This is a genomic window from Pseudomonas sp. HP_08, from assembly GCF_055284095.1.
The window spans coordinates 392964-412119 of record NZ_JBTOQC010000034.1; the positions used below are offsets into that span (position 1 = coordinate 392964).

15 protein-coding genes, 1 tRNA gene and 2 pseudogenes are annotated in these 19156 nt (G+C 58.2%); 10 read left to right on the plus strand and 8 right to left on the minus strand.

Features of this window, described 5'->3' with window-relative positions; translation table 11 throughout:
• Positions 1-815: 815 nt before the first annotated feature.
• Entirely contained in the window at positions 816-2069 is a 1254-nt protein-coding gene (locus tag ACYAS9_RS23945; RefSeq protein ID WP_463570881.1) for a hypothetical protein, read from the plus strand.
• 70 nt (positions 2070-2139) lie between these two features.
• Positions 2140-2802: a hypothetical protein gene (locus ACYAS9_RS23950; protein ID WP_463570883.1), complete on the plus strand. Its 663-nt coding sequence runs from the start codon at positions 2140-2142 to the stop codon at positions 2800-2802.
• Between the two features lie 84 nt (positions 2803-2886).
• On the opposite strand, the gene ACYAS9_RS23955 is transcribed toward ACYAS9_RS23950, so the two are convergent.
• Complete coding sequence (locus ACYAS9_RS23955; protein WP_463570885.1) at positions 2887-3456, minus strand: hypothetical protein; 570 nt, start codon at positions 3454-3456, stop codon at positions 2887-2889.
• Between the two features lie 21 nt (positions 3457-3477).
• On the opposite strand from ACYAS9_RS23955, the pseudogene ACYAS9_RS23960 reads away from it, so the two are divergent.
• Positions 3478-3822, plus strand: a pseudogene (locus ACYAS9_RS23960) (tyrosine-type recombinase/integrase); the annotation flags it as partial.
• A gap of 171 nt (positions 3823-3993) precedes the next feature.
• Here the strand turns inward: ACYAS9_RS23960 and ACYAS9_RS23965 are convergent.
• The 4 genes from ACYAS9_RS23965 to ACYAS9_RS23980 form a co-directional block, all read right to left on the minus strand.
• Positions 3994-4083: transfer RNA gene (locus ACYAS9_RS23965), tRNA-Ser, on the minus strand.
• A 119-nt stretch (positions 4084-4202) separates the two neighbouring features.
• Positions 4203-4904, minus strand: coding sequence for a DUF3142 domain-containing protein (locus ACYAS9_RS23970; RefSeq protein ID WP_463570951.1), 702 nt, complete (start codon positions 4902-4904; stop codon positions 4203-4205).
• Positions 4904-7069 (minus strand): PA5441 family protein, encoded by a 2166-nt coding sequence (locus ACYAS9_RS23975; protein WP_463570886.1) that lies wholly within the window; start codon positions 7067-7069, stop codon positions 4904-4906. The genes ACYAS9_RS23970 and ACYAS9_RS23975 overlap by 1 nt, the downstream gene beginning before the upstream one ends.
• Before the next feature lie 97 nt (positions 7070-7166).
• A complete protein-coding gene (locus tag ACYAS9_RS23980) occupies positions 7167-7706 on the minus strand; it encodes a cytochrome b (RefSeq protein WP_463570953.1) in 540 nt (179 codons plus the stop codon).
• Positions 7707-7993: 287 nt separating this feature from the next.
• Here ACYAS9_RS23980 and ACYAS9_RS23985 point away from each other — a divergent pair, with 287 nt between their 5' ends.
• Genes ACYAS9_RS23985 through ACYAS9_RS23995 form a run of 3 tightly spaced genes read left to right on the plus strand, consistent with a single transcriptional unit; the run spans position 7994 to position 11006 of the window.
• Positions 7994-8776 carry an endonuclease/exonuclease/phosphatase family protein gene (locus ACYAS9_RS23985; RefSeq protein WP_463570888.1) on the plus strand — a complete coding sequence of 261 codons (783 nt, stop codon included), beginning with the start codon at positions 7994-7996 and terminating at the stop codon, positions 8774-8776.
• Positions 8773-10023: a cardiolipin synthase ClsB gene (gene clsB, locus ACYAS9_RS23990; RefSeq protein ID WP_463570890.1), complete on the plus strand. Its 1251-nt coding sequence runs from the start codon at positions 8773-8775 to the stop codon at positions 10021-10023. Before ACYAS9_RS23985 ends, clsB begins: the two co-directional genes overlap by 4 nt.
• Complete coding sequence (locus tag ACYAS9_RS23995; RefSeq protein ID WP_463570891.1) at positions 10020-11006, plus strand: lysylphosphatidylglycerol synthase domain-containing protein; 987 nt, start codon at positions 10020-10022, stop codon at positions 11004-11006. The genes clsB and ACYAS9_RS23995 overlap by 4 nt, the downstream gene beginning before the upstream one ends.
• On the opposite strand, the gene ACYAS9_RS24000 is transcribed toward ACYAS9_RS23995, so the two are convergent.
• From ACYAS9_RS24000 to ACYAS9_RS24010, 3 genes and pseudogenes are all read right to left on the minus strand, one after another.
• Positions 11007-11459, minus strand: a complete 453-nt coding sequence (locus ACYAS9_RS24000; protein ID WP_463570954.1) for a methyl-accepting chemotaxis protein — start codon at positions 11457-11459, stop codon at positions 11007-11009.
• An 87-nt stretch (positions 11460-11546) separates the two neighbouring features.
• Positions 11547-12362, minus strand: a pseudogene (locus ACYAS9_RS24005) (PAS domain-containing protein); the annotation flags it as partial.
• A gap of 254 nt (positions 12363-12616) precedes the next feature.
• Complete coding sequence (locus tag ACYAS9_RS24010) at positions 12617-13522, minus strand: MurR/RpiR family transcriptional regulator (RefSeq protein ID WP_463570893.1); 906 nt, start codon at positions 13520-13522, stop codon at positions 12617-12619.
• Positions 13523-13755: 233 nt separating this feature from the next.
• Here ACYAS9_RS24010 and ACYAS9_RS24015 point away from each other — a divergent pair, with 233 nt between their 5' ends.
• From ACYAS9_RS24015 to ACYAS9_RS24030, 4 genes are all read left to right on the plus strand, one after another.
• Entirely contained in the window at positions 13756-15693 is a 1938-nt protein-coding gene (locus ACYAS9_RS24015) for a bifunctional 5-dehydro-2-deoxygluconokinase/5-dehydro-2-deoxyphosphogluconate aldolase (protein WP_463570894.1), read from the plus strand.
• A gap of 49 nt (positions 15694-15742) precedes the next feature.
• Positions 15743-16642 carry a myo-inosose-2 dehydratase gene (gene iolE, locus ACYAS9_RS24020; RefSeq protein ID WP_463570895.1) on the plus strand — a complete coding sequence of 300 codons (900 nt, stop codon included), beginning with the start codon at positions 15743-15745 and terminating at the stop codon, positions 16640-16642.
• Between the two features lie 35 nt (positions 16643-16677).
• Complete coding sequence (gene iolB, locus ACYAS9_RS24025; protein WP_463570896.1) at positions 16678-17487, plus strand: 5-deoxy-glucuronate isomerase; 810 nt, start codon at positions 16678-16680, stop codon at positions 17485-17487.
• A gap of 156 nt (positions 17488-17643) precedes the next feature.
• The gene (locus tag ACYAS9_RS24030; RefSeq protein ID WP_463570898.1) at positions 17644-19143 is read left to right on the plus strand and encodes a CoA-acylating methylmalonate-semialdehyde dehydrogenase; all 1500 of its coding nucleotides are present in this window, start codon (positions 17644-17646) and stop codon (positions 19141-19143) included.
• Positions 19144-19156: the final 13 nt, after the last annotated feature.

Genomic DNA, 19156 nt, shown 5'->3' on the forward strand with positions numbered 1-19156 from the left:
CAGGTTGAGGGTCTGAGGTAGGTAATAAAGGTCAGGTTTTTTCTATATCTCTACAACCCAATAAAACCAAGGGTTTCAGAGAATCCTGAAAGGTATTTTTTTAGTCGGCTCAGGTATTTTTGGGTCAGTCGGGAAAGGTCTGTTGGTATTTTTTTAAGTTATTGATTTATAAGGATTTTATTTTTCCTGACCTAGATAAATACTTTTCCCGACCTATTCCAGGTCAGCCCTGAAAGCCACGGGCTGTAAGGGCTTGAGTGCTACTGACTACCCGTCCTGACTTTCCTGACCATGTTTCGCAGGGTCTCCTGAACTTGTGTTTTTTCAGACGGTATTCCTGGGCTCTCCTTCGCATCGTCAGCGGTGTTGGTCCAGGTGATTTTGTGCAAAGCATGAAAACCGCTGCAGCCCTTGTGTAGCTTGACTCTCAGGCTTTATTGTCACTATCCCCGCATACGGTTTGGCGCTCTCTTTTAGAGTCGTGCCGATTTTGAAAACTGCACCTTTCGCCGGTTTTCCAATTTTTCACCCACGCGGGCCGGGCCTTCCAGGAATTGACCCACCGGCGCCGGCCTGTATCGCGCTGTGCAACGCGATGACATTTTTCTGCAAAACCTTGCACGCTGTGCAATAGCCGCTCCTCTGCGCAACCCCACGGCCGGCGTGGGCTGGAGCATCGATTGCACCACACCTCGGGTTTGCACAAAAAAGGGACACAAAGCCCGTCGGCGGGAGTGGGATAAGTGTTTTTCTTTAGGTTTTTTTTTCATCGAGTAAATTTCACTGAGATCTGAAAATCCAGCAAGGAAAGTAAAATGAAAATATCTCTTATTGATAACGGCTTTGATTCTTTGAGGAAAGGATATTCACGTCTGGCGCATCATGAGGAGTTAGTGTTGGATGGTGCGCCTGATGCTAAAAGGTTTTCAGCCTTGAAAGATGCAATTGTTAGTATTCAGCATGGTGTGGAAATTTTATTTAAGTACGTTTTAAGGGATAGTAATGAGTTACTTCTCTATAGTGATATTTCTAAGTTGAAGGATGCGTATGTAAGAAGGCGAGACGGAGAGATAACAGATCTTTATGAGGTTGATGGGGTACATACAATATCATTCAGGGAGTCAGTAGAGAGAATTATTAAGATATGTAATGTTGCTATTGATAAAGACTTCAAGGAAAGATTGGATAAAGTCGAGAAATGGCGAAACAAGATTACCCACAGTGCTTTGATTGAAGTCAACGTAGATGTAGCAAAAGTACTGATCGATTTATTGGCGGATCTTGACAGGGTTTTAGCTCCGATTATCGGAGATGAGTATATAAAGGGTCAGGGGCGCATGGAGCTTGAGAGAGCTTATAATGTTACTAAAAATGTTTTTGGGAAGTTGCAGAATAAGATTAAAGAACAAGCTATAGAAGGGTTCATAAGTGCTTTAAAGCATGTAAGTATTTCAGAGGTTAATGCGCCTGGTGTTATTGAAATATGTGATTTGAAAAAAGCTAAGTATATAATTGATCACCTTCAGGATGTCATTGGCCTCCGCTTTGCATGCGCAACTGTAAATGGTCATGAGTTCACAGATTTTAAATTTTTTTTCAAGGAGGAGAATGGTGAGTGTTATATGTATTCTATTTCGAGCGAGATAGGCTACAACTTTGTGTTCGAATCGGCAATCATATATATTCCAGTGATTAACAATGATATGTCTCCGCATTTATTTATATATAATAGTGGGTGCGACGTGGTTGGGGCGAGCCCCATAATTGAAGAATCAATGAATTATTCACTTCAGCGAGGATGGGTAGATAGTGAAGGCTGTGAAATTTGGGAATCTAACGTAGATGAAATATTAACTGAGGTTAACGATATCGAAATTATTATTCCTGGCCATAAATCCTGCCTCAGGTTTTTGTCAAAAGGTATGATATTTTGTATGAGTTTTGAAGAGTTGAGAACCATAAATAAACATTCGGTATTTTTTGGTAGCGATGCGCTTGCCCCTGAAAATATTGTAGCGTCTTTTAATCGGGTCATACTAAAGCATCAAGAGCTACAAAATGGTGTTTGAATGTGCGGTTGTCTAATCTGTTCGATTGAACAGGAACTCATAAGGTCGATAGGATTTTTCTTGGGGGCATATGGATATTGAAAGCTTTTCGCAGTGCTTGATGTATATGCAGGCTACATCTTTTGAAAAGATGCCGGTAGATAAGTTTCTTCCAGTTGCCGCTGCCTTGTCTGGCACCGGGCTAGGTTTCTTCCTTAATCAATTTGTGGCGCGGCGCAAAGAAGAAAAAAATGAAAGTAATCAAAAAAACTGTTGTGAGGAAGACTTGCATGAGTTAATGACTGTTTCAGTTGATATAGTTATGGAGACTCTTCTGTTAGCATCAGTGCTTGCAAATAAACAGAGGCCTAAATCACATAATCTTCCATACTCTATAACTCTTCCGTTTTTAGAGAAGTACTATCCTGATATAGCTCATTCTTTTAGTGTTAATCAAAGATATTGGGTTAAAGAAGTTTTTAGGCGAGTGAAAAAAATAAATGACTATTTGGATGAATTTGTGGGTGATGATAAGTTGAAGTCTCTCTTTGTATTGTCTCGTTTGATAGTGCATATTCAGTCTACCGCACTTGAAGCTTATAGGTTTAGTGTATTTTTCTTAAAGGGTGAAAGCTTAAATTTTTCCGATGGTGACCAACTTTTAATTCAGTTAGGGGCAAGTGAGGAGCAAGTTAAGTATATTAATATTTTGAAAAGTAACCTTGAAGCAGGCAATATAGAACTACATTTGTGAAGATCATGGCCTCATGCTGTATTTATGTTGTGATAAAGCCCGCATATAGCGGGCTTTTCATAGCTGGAATCTGTAGTCGATAGCCTATCTGGTGATGTGCGCTCGCAAACGCAGGTAGTTCATCAGATGAGCGCTCAGCTTCGGATCGCTGGCCACGTCGATGTTGAACACTGCGACAAAGTCCAGCTGACCCACGAACGGGTATTGCGTAGCGCTGCCCACCTTGAGCGGGATCGTCGCGGTCGCATCACCTGCAGACGCGCCGATCGTCTCCTTGCCCAGCAGGGCCACGGCCCCGTTGACCATCGCGTGGGCGCTGTGCCGCACGATCGCAGCCACCATGCCCGCAGCATCGGGCACGTTGGCATAGTGGGTCTTGCTCCCCTCGTAGAAGGCCACGGCCGGCGTTGAGGATGTGCCATTGCGGCTCATCAGCGCGCCGGTCTTCGTCACGTCTGTACCGTTGAGCGTGCCCACCACCGATGCCGGCGTGGCGTAGCTGTCGGGCTTGAAAACGGCGGCCAAGGTGTAGCCGGCCCCCAGATTGAGCTGGTCGACCGACAGCGTGTATTCACCTGGTGCGCTGAACACGGCCACACCGCCACCGGTCAAGCTGCTGATCTGGATCCGGGCGGCCGTGCCTTCGCTCAGCACCAGGTCATGGCCGCCGGCTTTCCAGCTCTCGATGCACTGCAGAAGCTCAAGGTTCTGTCGGGCAGATCTAAGGCGCACCTGATCGATGTGGTGCAGCGTGACAACCGGACTGTTCGGCAACACAAGCTGCACTTCGTGTTCCTCAATACCTCCACCGGCGAGCCGCATATCAACGACTTCAGTGTCCGCGATCGTTTCTTCAAGGCGCATCTGGAACATGCCGGCGTCCGGTACCGAGGACCTGGCCAGTGCCGGCACACCTATGCCAGCCAGTTGCTCAGCAGCGGGGTAGTCTCGATCGACTGGATCGCCGAACAGATGGGCCACACAAGCAGCAACATGATCCGCAAGCACTACGGCACTTGAATCAACGAAGACGGCCCGGACATCATCGGAATGCTCGAGCACGCCCTACAGATGTGAACCCTCATCCCCAAATTGTCCCCATAGAGCGCCCCATGGGGCATTTTCCAGGCGACGAAAACCACGAAGCCCCTGATTTCTTTAGAAAATCAGGGGCTTCGCGTTTCTTCAATATGGCGGTGAAAGAGGGATTCGAACCCTCGATACGATTTCTCGTATACACACTTTCCAGGCGTGCTCCTTAAACCACTCGGACATCTCACCGTATCTCGCGTCACATGTTGTGTCTGCCGAGGCGCGCTAATTTAGTCGAAGGTCCTTTCCATTGCAAATCTTTTTTTCAGATTTTTCATGCGCTTAAGCAAAAAACCGCTTTTCCGGGATCAGCGGTTCTGCAGAAACACCACATAGCCCTGAAAGCCTGGGCTGTGTTGCAGAAAATCAGGGGCTTGCCATTCGCCGCCCTGGATCAGGCCGACCTTGAACGGCAGGCCCAGCCGGCTCAGGCGCGGCAGATAGGCGCCGTAGTCGGGGATGCTGTGGCGGCCTTGATAGGTTTGCACCACCACTTCGTCGATCACGCCCTTGAGCTGGCCGATGGCGTTGGCATCGGCGTTGCTGCTCCAGTCCATCAGGCCGGTGATGCTCAGGCGATAGTCGGCCGGCAGGCGCTGGCGCAGGTCGCGCAGGAAGTCCACGTATTCGTTCAGATAACGGGTACGGGCGTCGAAGTCGATCTGGATGCCCATCACCCGGTTACCGGCCTGGCGCCAGCGTTCGACCTGGGCGAACAACTGGCGATACACCGTGTCGGGCCAGCGCAGGGTATGGGCGCGGTACACCACCCAAAGCTGGTCCTGCGGCAGGCGTGCCACCGCGGGACCTTGAGCGATGAAACGCACCTGCGGATCGCGACGTGTCTGGCTGATCTGGCCTTGCAGTACATACAGCGTGCGCGCTTGTGCCAGCGCGGGCTGCGAGGCGACGCCGCCCCATAGCCAGAACGCATCGTAGTCGCGGGCATCGACGGCGGCCTGGCTGGGCAGGGCGCCCAGCAAGCCGAGCAAGACCAGCCCGTAGCGCATCACCAGTAGTACTGCAGGGTTTTGCCCCATTGCGTGGTGGCGTAGGTGCTTTTCAGTTGGCGGAACCAGCCCTTGCGCACGGAAGGTTCGACCTCCTGGCCGCCGCAGCTGTTATAGCCGGCCGGGGCGTAGCAGTTGATAGCGCGAAACAGCGCATAGGCTTTGTCGTTGGCGTCAGCCTTGGGATTGGCAATCACCTGGCGGTAGCCATCGAGCCGTGAGAACACCGCGCCGCTGAAGCCTGGCGCGCTGCCGCCCAGCGTTTCGGCATCGCGGCGCTGGTCCAGCGGCATACCGTCAAGCCGGTTACGCAGGATGAATTCGCCCAGGCAGTTGAGTGCGTGCGTATTGCTGGCGTTTGCCTGCAATGTGGCGGCCGTCTCGACGATCGTCGGGCAGGTGTAGCCGGATTCGGACTTGTCGCCTTGCCACTGAAACAGCGCCAGCGACGGGCCGGCGTCATAGACGTAACCCAGGCCATAACCCAGTTTTTCATCCGGCAAAGGCGAGGGCAGGCGCTTGAGGTCTTCGGCAAAGTCGGCGTAGCGACCGCGCATCAAGTCTTTATACAGCAGCACGAACAGCGCCAGATTGCGCTCGCTGGTATCCAGGCCGTTGCTGGCCTGTTGGCGCAGCAGTTCGGCGTCGCCCACATGGCTCAACAAAATATTGCGCACTTGTCGCGATTGAATCGGCGAGTCGGCGGCAAACACTCGCGCCAGTTGCTCGTCGCGCTCGAAACTCATGGCCAGCGCCAGTTCCAGTTGTTCACGCTGCAACGGCGCCTGGGCCTGCGGCAGAATGCTCAGCCAGGTTTGCTGGGCGCCTTTCCAGTCTTGTCGGCCCTCCAGTGCCAGGCCACGCAGAATCTGCCGGCTCAGGCCCAGATAATCGAGGCGGTCGTTTGCGGCAGGCGCTTCGGGCAGGTGCTTGAGCGCCTGTTCGGGATCGTTCTGCACGTACAGCGCATGGGCCGCCAGCAGGTACTCGTACAGATCCGGCTGCCCGGCGAACACCGCGCGTTGCGCCTGTAGATCGGCCTGGGTCAGCGGCGTAGCGGCGTGATCGCGCATCCTCATCAGGTCGCTGATTGCCATCAGCATCGGGTCTTGCAGCGGTGCTGAACTGACCATCAACAGCTTGAGGTCGACCTCGTTGATCAGTTCATCAAGGCTCAGATTGCGCTGGCGCTCATCGCGCTGCGCCAGTTGCCCGGCGAAGTCGCCGGCCAACCGGTCGAAGTTGCCGCCCAGCCAGTGCACGCGACGCAACAGCCCCTTGGCCGAGACAGCGTACTGGCCGTCAGGCCAGGTGGCCAGATAGTGCTCGAAGCCCTGTTCAGCCTGTTGCAAAAGGGCAGGGTCCACGTTCTTGCGGTCAAGTTCGCTGTATTCGTTGAACGCCGTTTCCTGAACGTGATTCAGGGCCGTGCGGGCGCTCATGTAGGCGGCGGTCTGTTGCAGCCACGGCTGGTTGCTGTTGGCGAGACTGGCAAAGCGCTTGCTCGCCTCAGCGAAACGACCGCTATAAAAGTCGCCAGCGGCGTACAAATAAATAGTGAAGGCTTGAGCGGCCGGCGATGCCAGTGCGCCGGGAATCAGCTGTTCCAGCTGGCCAGGTTCCCAGCTACAGGCATCCAGCATTTGCAAGCGGGTGTCGGCCAGCGACTCGCGCTCGGCGTCTGTCAGGCCGGCGCTTTCCAGTATCTGGTTGATAAACAACGCGGCGCTATCCTGATCGTTGCTGCGGCAGCGGCTGCCTTCGCCGCTTAGAAACGCAGCACCTGCGGTGGTGTCTGGCCGGGTCAGGCGCAGGCGCTTGAGCGGCGCGGCCAAGGGATCAGGCGCAGTGGTCTGTGCGGCGTCGACAGGCGCCGGCACCGGATTGAGTCGTGAGGCCGCGAAGGGTACCGGGCCGTAGCCTTGCTCGAGGTCGGTGGCGTTCAGCGGTTGCGGGTTCAGTGCCAGCACGCCCTTGTCGGCCAGTAACAGGCGCAGGTTGACCTGGCTGTCGTTGCCGGGGCTGAGAAAGGCCAGGCTGCTGCAGATCGACAGGCTTTCCTTGAGCATCGACCAGCGTGGGTAGCAGGAGTCATCGCCGCTGGCGTAAGCGCCGGTGGCAAACGTGGAGCCGGCAATCAGGGCCGTCAGCAACCGCATGCGCATGAAATGTCCTTGGATCATGTAGGCAGAATAAAGAGGCGCAGATCATAGCCCGCTGTTTTGGCAATGCGAGCTTATGTATCGAAAATTCCCACGTGGGTCACAGCATTCGTCTGAGGGTGTCATCTTTGCGAATGAAATGATGCCAGAGCGCTGCGACCAGATGCAGGCCGGCCACGTAGTAGAACAACGTGCCAAACAGCTTGTGCAGGTCTTCGAAATACTCCGCCGTGCGTCCCGAGGTCGGCAGCGGCCAGGGAATGGAGAGGTCGGTAAACACAATCGGCAGCGAGCCTTTCTCGACCACTACCGTCAATACGCCCAGCACCGGCTGTATGAATAGAAAGCCATACATCAGGTAATGCGTCAGGGTCGCGGCCAACTGCAAGGCGCTGTGCAGCGGCGGGGTTATGGCGGGCGGTGAATGCCGGCGGCGCTCGGCCACACGGAAAAACGCCAGGCCCAGCAGCATGATGCCGGTCCAGTAGTGCCCCTGAACCACCAGTACGCGGTATTCGGAGCCCCGGCTGAATTGAGTACGGCTGAGAATCAGGCAATAAGCCAGAACCACAAGGCCCGCCATGAGCCAGTGAAACCATCGGGCCTTGTACGAATAACGGTGTGTCGGCAGTTCAGCCACATGCGGTTTAGCCACGGCAGGGTCCTGATGGTCAGCAAAGCGCCATGAAAAGTGTTGTTGGCCAATCGCAAGCAAGGCGCATGCCCGAGCGTCCTTTTGCATGGCCTTCACCCTGCGGCAGAGCTTGAAGTACAGCAAAAAGTTCACCTTTGGATGACCAAAGGCTGTCTGTGCGCATCGCCAGGCCGGTACGGAACCTGCCCGCCTGGCAGGCTTCATATGCTGTGAACCACATGGCGTCCGGCACTTGATTGCCGTCGTCGGACGAAATGAAGGAGTGAGTATTCTTGACCCGAGCCCTTACGCCCGTCGGCCCGCAACAACCGGTATCGGCCCTTTCGATCAATGTACTGACGATGAACATGCACATGGGCTTCGGTTTTCTGAATCGGCGCTTCATCCTTCCGGAGCTGCGCGACGCGGTGCGCAGCGTATCGGCTGACGTGGTGTTCCTTCAGGAGGTGCATGGCGAACACCAGCACCATGCTGACCGGGTCAAAGGCTGGCCGACCCTGTCGCAGTACGAGTTTCTGGCCGACAGCATGTGGACCGACTTCGCCTACGGGCGCAATGCGGTGTACCCGCACGGTCATCACGGCAATGCGCTGCTCTCCAAATACCCGATCGTGCGCCATGAAAACCTGGATGTGTCGATTCATGGCACCGAGCAGCGCGGTTTGCTGCATTGCGTGCTCGATGTGCCGGGTTGCGGCCATGTGCATGCCATCTGCGTGCATCTGGGGCTGCGCGAAAACCATCGTGAAGAGCAGATTGGTTTGCTGGCGCAACTGGTCAAGCGCCTGCCCGAAGGCGAGCCGGTGATCGTCGCCGGTGATTTCAACGATTGGCGCCAGCGCGCCGATGCCCTGCTGCACGGCACCGGGCTGCATGAAGTGTTTGTTCGTCATGCCGGCGCACCGGCCAAGAGCTTTCCGGCGCGCTGGCCTTTATTGCGGCTGGACCGTATTTACGTGGCCAATGCCACAACCCACAGACCCCAAGTGCTGAGCAACCGGCCCTGGTCACATCTGTCCGATCATGCACCGTTGGCGGTGGAGGTGGCTTTATGAATGAAGCACGATGGTGCGATGGCAACTCGGTGGAGTTGCTGATCAACGGCGAAGATTTCTACAGCACGGTGTTCGACGCCATGCGCGGCGCACGCAAGCAAGTGCTGGTCGAGACCTTCATCATCTTCGAGGACCGCATTGGCGAAGGCCTGCAACAGGCGCTGATCCAGGCCGCTGAAAACGGCGCGCAAGTGGTGGTCACCGTCGATGACTATGGCACTTGCGATTTGAGCTCGGTGTTCGTCAAACAGATGATCGATGCCGGTATCCAGATCCAGCTGTTCGACCCGCAACCGCGCTTGATGGGCATGCGCACCAACCTGTTCCGGCGCCTGCATCGCAAGGTCGTGGTGATTGACGGCGAGCAGGCGTTTATCGGCGGCATCAACTACAGCGTCGACCACATGACCGACACCGGGCTGACCGCCAAGCAGGATTACGCCGTGCGCGTGCGCGGGCCGATTCTCGCCGATATCCACCGCAGCGCCTTGCAGATGCTCAGCCCGGCGGTGCGTAAAAAGCTCACGCCGGTGCCGCTCACGCTTGAGCCCGCAGGAACCGCGCGAATGTTGCTGGCTGAACGCGATAACCGCGAACACACCACCGATATCGAAGAGCAGTACCTCAAGGCGATCAATCAGGCCACATCGCGCATCACCCTGGCCAATGCCTATTTCTTCCCCAGCTACCGCTTCTTGCGTGCGCTGCGTAATGCGGCGCGGCGCGGGGTCAAGGTCACCCTGATTCTGCAGGGCAAGCCGGACATGCCGTTCGTGCGGGTCTGTTCGCGGTTGACCTACACCTACCTGCTGCGCGATGGCGTGGTGATTCATGAGTACAAACAGCGCGCGCTGCACGGCAAGGTCGCGTTGATCGACAACGAATGGTCCACCGTTGGCTCCAGCAACCTCGACCCATTGAGCCTGGCGCTGAACCTGGAAGCCAACCTGTTCATTCGCGATGCCGCGCTTAACGAGCATCTGCATGACCACCTGCGCGACCTGGCCGCGGCCCACAGCGTGCCGATCACCCTCAAGGGCGCGGCCCGCGGGCAGTGGTGGCGGGCGCCGATGATCTTTCTGTGCTTTCACTTCCTGCGGCATTTTCCGGCCATTGCCGGGCTGTTCCCGGTACACGGCATGCGCCTCAAACCCTTGCGGGCGGCAGACATCATGCCCGAGGCGTCGGTCATCAAGGAGCAACAAGCGGCGGTTCAGGAACTGCCAAGCCAGGAGAAACCGTTATGAGCCAGGCCAGCGCTGCGCAAGATTCCAAGCCTGCATCCCCAAGCTGGGTGTGGGCCAAACGGTTGTTCAAGCTGTTCTTCTTCATCGCCGTGCCGGTATTGCTATTCCTGCTGGTCAAGAACATTGACTGGCAAGAGGTCAAGAAGGCCTTGCAGTCCTACAAGGCCAGCACCCTGGCGCTTGCCGGGCTGGTCGCGGCCGCCAGCTACCTGACCTACTGCGGCTTCGACATCCTGGCGCGCTTCTATACCCGGCATAAACTGAGCATCGGGCAAATCATTCCGGTGACCTTTGTCTGCTATGCCTTCAACCTCAACCTCAGTTCGTGGGTCGGCGGCATCGCCTTGCGCTATCGGCTGTACTCACGGCTGGGACTGGACGTGCCGACCATCACGCGGATTCTCAGCCTGAGCCTGATCACCAACTGGCTGGGCTATATGCTGCTGGCCGGATTTGTGTTTGCCAGTGGCTTTGTGAAGCTGCCACCGCAATGGTCGATCGGCAGCACGACCCTGCAACTGATCGGTGGCGGCTTGTTGCTGATGTGTGCGGCCTACCTGTCAGCCTGCCGGTTTTCCACACGCCGCTCATGGACCATTCGCGGCCAGGAACTGGTCTTGCCGTCGTTGAGCCAGGCATTGATGCAGGCCAGCCTGGGGGCGCTGAACTGGTCGCTGATGGCGCTGGTGATTTACACCCTGTTGCCGGAAAACGCCTTCTACCCGACGATTCTCGGCGTTCTGCTGATCAGCAGTATCGCCGGCGTCATCACCCATATTCCGGCTGGCCTGGGCGTGCTGGAAACGGTGTTCATCACCTTGATGGCGCACCAGTTTTCCAAGGGCACCTTGCTCGCCGCATTGATCGGTTACCGGGCGATCTATTTCCTGTTGCCGCTGATGCTCGCGGTGCTGGTGTATCTGGTGCTGGAAAAGAGCGCCAAGAGCATCAATGCGAAAAACAGTCAGAAGTCGCCGGATTGATCAATGCGCCAGGCGGGCGAACATCTTCACGGCATCCACCGCGTGATTGGTGCCTTCGCTGATCTGCACGATCACCGAGCCCGCCTGGTCGGCCAGGTCCACACCCTTGATCGCGTTGCTGCGGGTGTTGTCCATGCTGTCGATGGCCTGGCGGGTTTCGGTCTGGATCATGCCGATCATCTCGGAAATCTCCGCCGTCGAACGGCTGGTGCGCCCGGCCAGTTGCCGCACTTCATCGGCCACCACGGCAAAGCCACGCCCCTGATCGCCGGCACGCGCGGCTTCAATGGCCGCGTTAAGGGCCAGCAGGTTGGTCTGGTCGGCAATGCTGCGAATGGTGTTGACGATGGCGGTGATCTGCTCGGAGCGGGCGCCCAGTTGCGCGACGATGCGTGACGAATCTTCGATGTTCATCGAAATCTGGCGCATTTCACTGGCTGCCTGCTGAATCACTTCGGTGCCGTGTTCGGTGACCTTACGGGTCTCGACCGAGATGTGATAAGCCTGCGCCGCGCTGCTGGCGTCGCGTTCATGCTGCTCGATGCGTGAGGTGATGTCGGAGGCGAACTTGATGATCCGGCACAGCTTGCCGCTGGCATCGAAGACCGGGTTGTAATTGGCTTCCAGCCAGCGGGTCTGGCCGTTACGGCCCATGCGCTTGAACTGGCCGCTGAAGAATTCGCCCTTGTTCAGGCGGCGCCAGAAATCGGCGTATTCGCTGCTGTCGGACACCTCGGCAGGGCACAGCATGCGGTGGTTCTTGCCCACCAGTTCGGCCTCGCTGTAGCCCATGGTCTGGGTCAGGTTGGCGTTGGCCTTGAGAATCCGGCCGTCGAGATCGAACTCGATCACCGCCATGGCCCGGTCGATGGCTTGCAGTTTGTTGCGTGCTTCGTTATCGGCCTCGATCCTGGCCGTCACATCGACGGCGTATTTGACGACTTTCAATACCTTGCCGGTGTGATCGCGAACCGGGTTGTAGCTGGCTTCGAGCCAGACCGTTTTGCCCTCGCGGCTGACCCGGCGAAAGGTCGAGCTGACAAAGTCCCCGGCACGCAGCCGTGCCCAGAGCTTGTCGTAGTCGGGGCTGCGTACGTCGTCTGCGGTGCAGAACATGCGGTGATGCTTGCCGAGGATGTCTTCACGGCGGTAGCCCATGGCTTTGAGAAAGTTTTCGTTGGCATCGAGCACGGTGCCGTTCAGGTCGAATTCGATGCTGGCCATCGAGCGATTGATGGCTGCAAGCTGGCAGGCTTGCTGATCGATGGTCTGCTGGAGGGCGGCGAGGGCTTTCTGATTGGATTTGAAGAACATGGCGATACGCTCACAAGGAGATGGCACGAAATTCCGGTCCATGTCTTGTGCGTGCCTGGCCCAGACTTATGGGAAACCCGAACGGGGCGTCCGAACGGAGTACCCGAACGGGCTGGAGATGAGCGCACATGCTGTCCTAGGCAATGATGGCACTATAGATGGCATCTTCATTTTTTGTACAACTTATTCGCCCGGCCTGCCGACGGAAGGAAAACGTGCCGCATAGACCCCGCAGGACCGGCTTTAGCCGGGAACGCAGCGCCACCGTTCCCGGCTAAAGCCGGTCCTACGGGACTTCAGTCTTCCAGATCGACCTGCTCGTGAATTTCGTCGACTTTCAATTCCAGTCGATACGCCACGGCGATAAACAGCGCCTGGCACAGGCATAAGGTGGCGCTCAGCGAGCGGAATGCAAACGAGCTGCCTTCATTGACCAGCAACACCGAGTTGGCGCGCTTGGCCAAAGGCGACAGGTTGCTGTCGGTGACGATCAGGGTCTTGGCCTGGTTGTGCTGGGCGATGCGCAGGCAATGCTGGGTTTCCTTGCCGTACGGGGTAAAGCTGATGGCGATCAACAGGTCGGTGGAACGAATGCTGCGCATCTGCTCGCGATAACCGCCGCCCAGGCCCGAGATCAGGTGAATGCGCTTGTTGGTGTGCTGCAGGTTGTAGACCAGGTAGTCGGCCACCGCGAATGAGCGACGGACGCCGACCACATAGATGTTTTCTGCGTTGACTACCAGGTCCACGCCCTTCTCGAACGCTTCATCGTCAAGGTCGTCGCTCAAGCGTTCCAGGCCCGACAAGGTTGCGTTCACGCATTCGCGCGCCAGGTCGCCGGCGCCGGCCTTGTGCGCCTTGTCGGCGATCATGCTGCGGATGCGTTGCTGGTAGTTCTGCACCGGCGTGGTCTTGTGCGTGTAGGCGTCGCGAAACAGCGCCTGCATTTCGCTGAAGCCGCTGAAGCCGAAACGTTGCGAAAACCGCACGATCGCCGAGGGATGTACCTCGCATTCGCGAGCGATGTCGCTGATGCGGTCGACCATGATCCGCCCACTCTGCTGGCTCATATAACTGGCAATGCGCTTGAGCTGGCGCGGCAACTCTTCGTATTGCTCGGTGATCATGCGCAACAGCTCTTCGGCGCTGATCGGTGCGGCAGCGGCGGTGTCGGGTTGGGACGGCTGCTCGGTAGTGGACATGACTTCAATCCTTCTTGCTTGTTCTTCTATGGCACTCAAGGCCGTGGGCCACTTTAACCCAGCTCGGCGGCCAGCGGGGCGGCTTGCGCTATTTGTGGAATAAATTTTCCAATAGAAAAAATTATAGAATAAATATTGATTGGTGCGCCGAGACGTTTTAGTCTTCAGGCACCAAGAACATTTCGCGCCGCCGCTGTGCGTGATGCAGGCTGATAAAAATAACAGGAGCCACCATGGGCCAGACTCGCTTTGCCAATGGGCGTCAGTTGGATCTGATATGCCTCGGACGCCTGGGCGTCGATCTTTATGCGCAGCAGGTCGGCGCACGCCTTGAAGACGTTTCCAGTTTTGCCAAATACCTCGGCGGCTCATCCGCCAACATCGCCTTCGGCACCGCGCGGCTCGGCTTGAAGTCGGCCATGCTCAGCCGCGTCGGCGATGACCACATGGGCCGTTTCCTGGTCGAGTCGCTGGCCCGCGAAGGCTGCGATGTCAGCGGCATCCGCCGCGACCCGGAGCGCCTGACCGCCATGGTGCTGCTGGGCCTCAAGGACCGCGAAACCTTTCCGCTGGTGTTCTACCGCGAGAATTGCGCCGACATGGCGCTGCGTGCCGAAGACATCGACGAACAACTGATCGCCTCCAGCAAGGCCTTGCTGATCACCGGCACGCATTTCTCCACCGAGCAGGTGTTCCGCGCCAGCAGCCAGGCGCTCGACTATGCCGAAAAGCACAATGTGCGCCGCGTACTCGACATCGATTACCGCCCGGTGCTGTGGGGCCTGGCCGGCAAGGCCGATGGCGAGACCCGTTTTGTCGCCGACCAGAAGGTCAGCCAGCACGTGCAGCGCATCCTGCCGCGCTTCGACTTGATCGTCGGCACCGAAGAAGAATTTCTGATTGCCGGTGGCAGCACCGACCTGTTGAGCGCCTTGCGCAACGTGCGTGAACTGAGTGCCGCGACCCTGGTGGTCAAGCTCGGCCCGCAAGGCTGCACGGTGATTCACGGCGCGATCCCGGAGCGCCTGGAAGACGGCGCGATTTATCCCGGTGTACGCGTTGAAGTGCTCAATGTGCTGGGGGCCGGCGATGCGTTCATGTCCGGCTTTCTCAGTGGCTGGCTGAAAGAGGCCGATGACGAGCGTTGCTGCCAGTTGGCCAATGCCTGCGGCGGTCTGGTGGTGTCGCGGCATGCCTGTGCGCCCGCCATGCCGACGCCGGCCGAACTCGATTACCTGTTCAACAGCCCGGTGCCGATTACCCGGCCCGATCAGGACGTGGCCCTGCAACGGCTGCATCAGGTCAGCGTGCCGCGTAAACAATGGAAGCAACTGTTCATCTTTGCCTTCGACCATCGCGGGCAACTGGTCGAGCTGGCGCAACAGGCCGGGCGCGAACTGAGCAGCATCCCGTACCTCAAGCAACTGTTCATCAACGCCGTGGCAAGGGTCGAAGACGATCTGGCCGCGCGCGGTATCGAGGCCGATGTCGGGCTGCTGGCCGATCAGCGTTTTGGCCAGGATGCGCTGAATGCCGCCACCGGGCGTGGCTGGTGGGTGGCGCGCCCGGTCGAAGTGCAGGGCTCGCGGCCGCTGGCCTTCGAGCATGGCCGTTCGATCGGCAGCAATCTGGTCAACTGGCCGGCCGAGCAGATCATCAAGTGCCTGGTGCAGTACCACCCCGACGACGAGCCGCTGTTGCGCCTGGAACAGGAAGCGCAGATCAAGGGCCTGTATGAAGCGTCAAAAGCCAGCGGCCACGAACTGCTGCTGGAAATCATCCCGCCCAAGGACCATTCATCCACCCATCCCGATGTCATGTACCGCGCCTTGAAGCGCTTCTACAACCTGGGCATTTATCCGGCGTGGTGGAAGATCGAAGCGCAGGACGCCGAGGTCTGGCGCCAGCTCGATGAACTGATCCAGGAGCGCGACCCGTATTGCCGAGGCGTGGTGCTGCTGGGCCTGAATGCGCCGGTGCAGGCACTCGCCGAAGGCTTTTCCCAGGCGCGCGACAGCCGTACCTGCCGGGGGTTTGCCGTGGGCCGTACGATTTTCCGCGAGCCAAGCCGCGCCTGGTTCAACGGCGAGATCGACGACGACGGCCTGATTGCCCAGGTGCAGGACATTTTCAGCGGATTGATCGAGTCCTGGCGCGCCAGCCGCGCCTGAAGCACGACTTCATTGATTCAGCGATAACGACAATAAAAAAGGTACAGCCATGTCTGTTTCCGCTACCTCTATTCGCATTGGCATCAACCCGATTTCCTGGAGCAACGACGACTTGCCGGCCCTGGGCGGCGAGACGCCGCTGGCCACCGCGTTAAGCGAAGGCCAGCAAATCGGCTACGAAGGCTTTGAGCTCAACGGCAAGTTTCCAAAGGACGCTAAAGGCGTGGGCGATGTGTTGCGCCCTTACGGCCTGGCGCTGGTGTCGGGCTGGTATTCAAGCCAGCTGGCGCGGCGTTCGGTGGCCGAAGAAATCGAAGCCATCGGCCCGCACCTGGACATCCTCGCGCAAAACGGCGCCTCGGTGCTGGTCTATGGTGAGGTCGCCGATTCGATCCAGGGCCAGCGCATCCCGCTGGTCGAGCGCCCGCGTTTTCATACCGACGCGGCCTGGCGCGAGTACGCCGACAAGCTGACCGAGCTTGCGCGTTTCACCCTGTCGCGGGGTGTGCGTCTGGCGTATCACCATCACATGGGCGCCTATGTCGAGTCGCCTGCCGACATCGACACACTGATGGCGTTGACCGGCAGCGAGGTCGGCCTGCTGTTCGATTCGGGTCACTGCTACATGGGCGGCGGCGATCCGCTGGCGGTACTGGGCAAGCACATCGAGCGCGTGTGCCATGTGCACTTCAAGGATGTGCGCAAGGCCGTGGTGCAACTGGCGCGCAATAACCTCTGGAGCTTTCCGGACTGCATCATCAATGGCACTTTCACCGTGCCCGGCGATGGCGACATCGATTTCGCGGCCCTGCTGCGGGTGCTGCGCCAGGCCGATTACCACGGCTGGCTGGTGGTCGAGGCCGAGCAGGATCCTGCGGTCGCGCCCAGTTACGTGTACGCCAAAAAGGGCTTCGACACGCTGCGTCAACTGCTTGCCGACGTTCACTAACAACAAAAGCGTTGCCTGAAAAGGAGGACTGGACAATGAACCTGTTGACCAAGAGCAAAGCCGAGGGCCGCGACATCGTCGCGCTGCAAGACGGTGTTCTGGACTATGTAGGCTTTGCCGCGTATCGCCTGGCGGCGGGCGAGCAACTGCCGCTCAGTGCCGGCGACAAAGAGTTGTGTGTGGTGCTGCTGTCCGGGCGCGCCAGTGTCAGCGGCGAAGCGCCGGGGCAGGGCGCCTTCAGTTGGGAAAACATCGGCGACCGCGAGTCGGTGTTCGAAGAGAAATCGCCGTTTGCCGTATACCTGCCAGCGGACAGCCAGGCGCAATTCACCGCCCTCGGTGCTGCACACCTGGCCGTATGCGCCGCGCCCGGCAACCGCGCCGAGCCGCTGCCAGCGCGCCTGATCAGCCCGGGCAGCATGAAACGCAGCGTGCGCGGCAAGAGCGCCAATACCCGTTACGTGTGTGACATTTTGCCTGACACCGAGCCGGCCCATTCGCTGCTGGTGGTCGAGGTGCGCACGCCTTCGGGGCACTCTTCAAGCTACCCGCCGCACAAGCACGACCAGGACAACCTGCCGCACGAGAGCTTTCTCGAAGAAACCTATTACCACCAGATCAACCCGCCGCAGGGCTTCGTGTTCCAGCGCGTGTACACCGATGACCGTAGCATCGACCAGGCCATGGCCGTGGAAAACAACGACCTGGTGACCGTGCCCAAGGGCTATCACCCGGTCAGCGTGCCATACGGCTACGAGTCGTATTACCTCAACGTGATGGCCGGCCCCAAGCGCGCCTGGCAATTTCACAACGATCCGCAGCACAGCTGGCTGCTCGAACTGTAGGAGCGCGCTTGCCCGCGACCGAGTGCGCTAGCGCTCGTAAAATTGTGGAAACGCTGAAAATTTACGACTGCTAACGCAGCCGGTCGCGGGCAGAGCGCGCTCCTACAGGGGGGTAGCCCTGTCTGTACGTCCCTTAACAAGAATATGGAGTCAGTCATGAGTGATTCACCGGTCATCGGTCACTACATCAACGGCGAGTTGAATAACGCCGCCGAGCGTTACAGCGATGTTTTCAACCCGGCCACCGGCAGCGTGCAGGCGCGGGTTGCGCTGGCCAGCCAGCAGACCGTCGAGCAGGCCGTTGCCGCCGCGCGCGCTGCATTCCCGGCCTGGTCCGAGCAGTCTTCGCTGCGCCGGGCGCGGGTGATGTTCAAGTTCAAGGAGTTGCTCGACCGTCACCACGATGAACTGGCCGAGATCATCTGCCGTGAACACGGCAAGGTGTTTTCCGATGCCAAGGGCGAGGTGGTGCGCGGCATCGAAATCGTCGAGTTCGCCTGCGGTGCGCCGAACCTGCTCAAAAGCGAGTTTTCCGACAACATCGGTGGCGGCATCGACAACTGGAACCTGCGCCAGCCGCTGGGCGTCTGCGCCGGCATCACGCCGTTCAATTTCCCGGTCATGGTGCCGTTGTGGATGATCCCGATGGCGCTGGTCACCGGTAACTGCTTCATCCTCAAACCGTCCGAGCGCGACCCGTCGGCCAGCCTGCTGATGGCGCGCCTGCTCAAGGAAGCCGGCTTGCCGGACGGCGTGTTCAACGTGGTGCAGGGCGACAAACTGGCGGTCGACACGCTGTTGCAGCACCCGGACATCGAAGCGGTGTCGTTTGTCGGCTCCACACCGATTGCCGAATACATCCACCGCGAAGGCACGGCCCGTGGCAAGCGCGTGCAGGCGCTGGGCGGCGCCAAGAACCACATGATCGTGATGCCCGACGCTGACCTGGACCAGGCCGCCGACGCCTTGATCGGCGCCGCCTACGGTTCGGCCGGCGAGCGTTGCATGGCGATTTCCATCGCGGTGGTGGTCGGTGACACCGGGCAGAAACTGATCGACAAATTGCTGCCGCGCATCGACCAGCTCAAGGTCGGCAACGGCATGCAGCCCGACAGCGACATGGGCCCGCTGGTCACGGCGGTGCACAAGGCCAAGGTCGAGGGCTATATCGATCAGGGCGTCAAAGAGGGCGCGAAACTGATCGTCGACGGGCGCCACTTCACGGTGCCGGGCGCCGAGAACGGCTTCTTCGTCGGGGCCACGCTGTTCGACCACGTCACTACCGACATGCAGATCTACAAGGAAGAAATCTTCGGTCCGGTGCTGGGGCTGGTGCATGTGCCGGACTTTGCCAGCGCGGTCGAACTGATCAACGCCCATGAATTCGGCAACGGCGTGTCGTGCTTCACCAGCGACGGCGGCGTGGCCCGTGCCTTTGCCCGTTCGATCAAGGTCGGTATGGTCGGCATCAACGTGCCGATTCCGGTACCGATGGCCTGGCATTCGTTTGGCGGCTGGAAGCGCTCGCTGTTCGGCGACCACCATGCCTATGGCGAGGAAGGCCTGCGCTTTTACAGCCGCTACAAGAGCGTCATGCAGCGCTGGCCCGACAGCATCGCCAAGGGTGCCGAATTCAGCATGCCGACGGCCAAGTAATCACATTGCCTAG

Bases quoted from the DNA above. Each gene is read 5' to 3' on its own strand.
- ACYAS9_RS23995 (WP_463570891.1), top strand. From the start codon at position 10,020: ATGAGCCAGGCCAGCGCTGCGCAAGATTCCAAGCCTGCATCCCCAAGC.
- ACYAS9_RS23945 (WP_463570881.1), top strand. From the start codon at position 816: ATGAAAATATCTCTTATTGATAACGGCTTTGATTCTTTGAGGAAAGGA.
- ACYAS9_RS24030 (WP_463570898.1), top strand. From the start codon at position 17,644: ATGAGTGATTCACCGGTCATCGGTCACTACATCAACGGCGAGTTGAAT.
- ACYAS9_RS23950 (WP_463570883.1), top strand. From the start codon at position 2,140: ATGGATATTGAAAGCTTTTCGCAGTGCTTGATGTATATGCAGGCTACA.
- iolB (WP_463570896.1), top strand. From the start codon at position 16,678: ATGAACCTGTTGACCAAGAGCAAAGCCGAGGGCCGCGACATCGTCGCG.
- iolE (WP_463570895.1), top strand. From the start codon at position 15,743: ATGTCTGTTTCCGCTACCTCTATTCGCATTGGCATCAACCCGATTTCC.
- ACYAS9_RS23970 (WP_463570951.1), bottom strand. From the start codon at position 4,904: ATGCGCTACGGGCTGGTCTTGCTCGGCTTGCTGGGCGCCCTGCCCAGC.
- ACYAS9_RS24015 (WP_463570894.1), top strand. From the start codon at position 13,756: ATGGGCCAGACTCGCTTTGCCAATGGGCGTCAGTTGGATCTGATATGC.
- ACYAS9_RS23975 (WP_463570886.1), bottom strand. From the start codon at position 7,069: ATGCGCATGCGGTTGCTGACGGCCCTGATTGCCGGCTCCACGTTTGCC.
- ACYAS9_RS24010 (WP_463570893.1), bottom strand. From the start codon at position 13,522: ATGTCCACTACCGAGCAGCCGTCCCAACCCGACACCGCCGCTGCCGCA.
- clsB (WP_463570890.1), top strand. From the start codon at position 8,773: ATGAATGAAGCACGATGGTGCGATGGCAACTCGGTGGAGTTGCTGATC.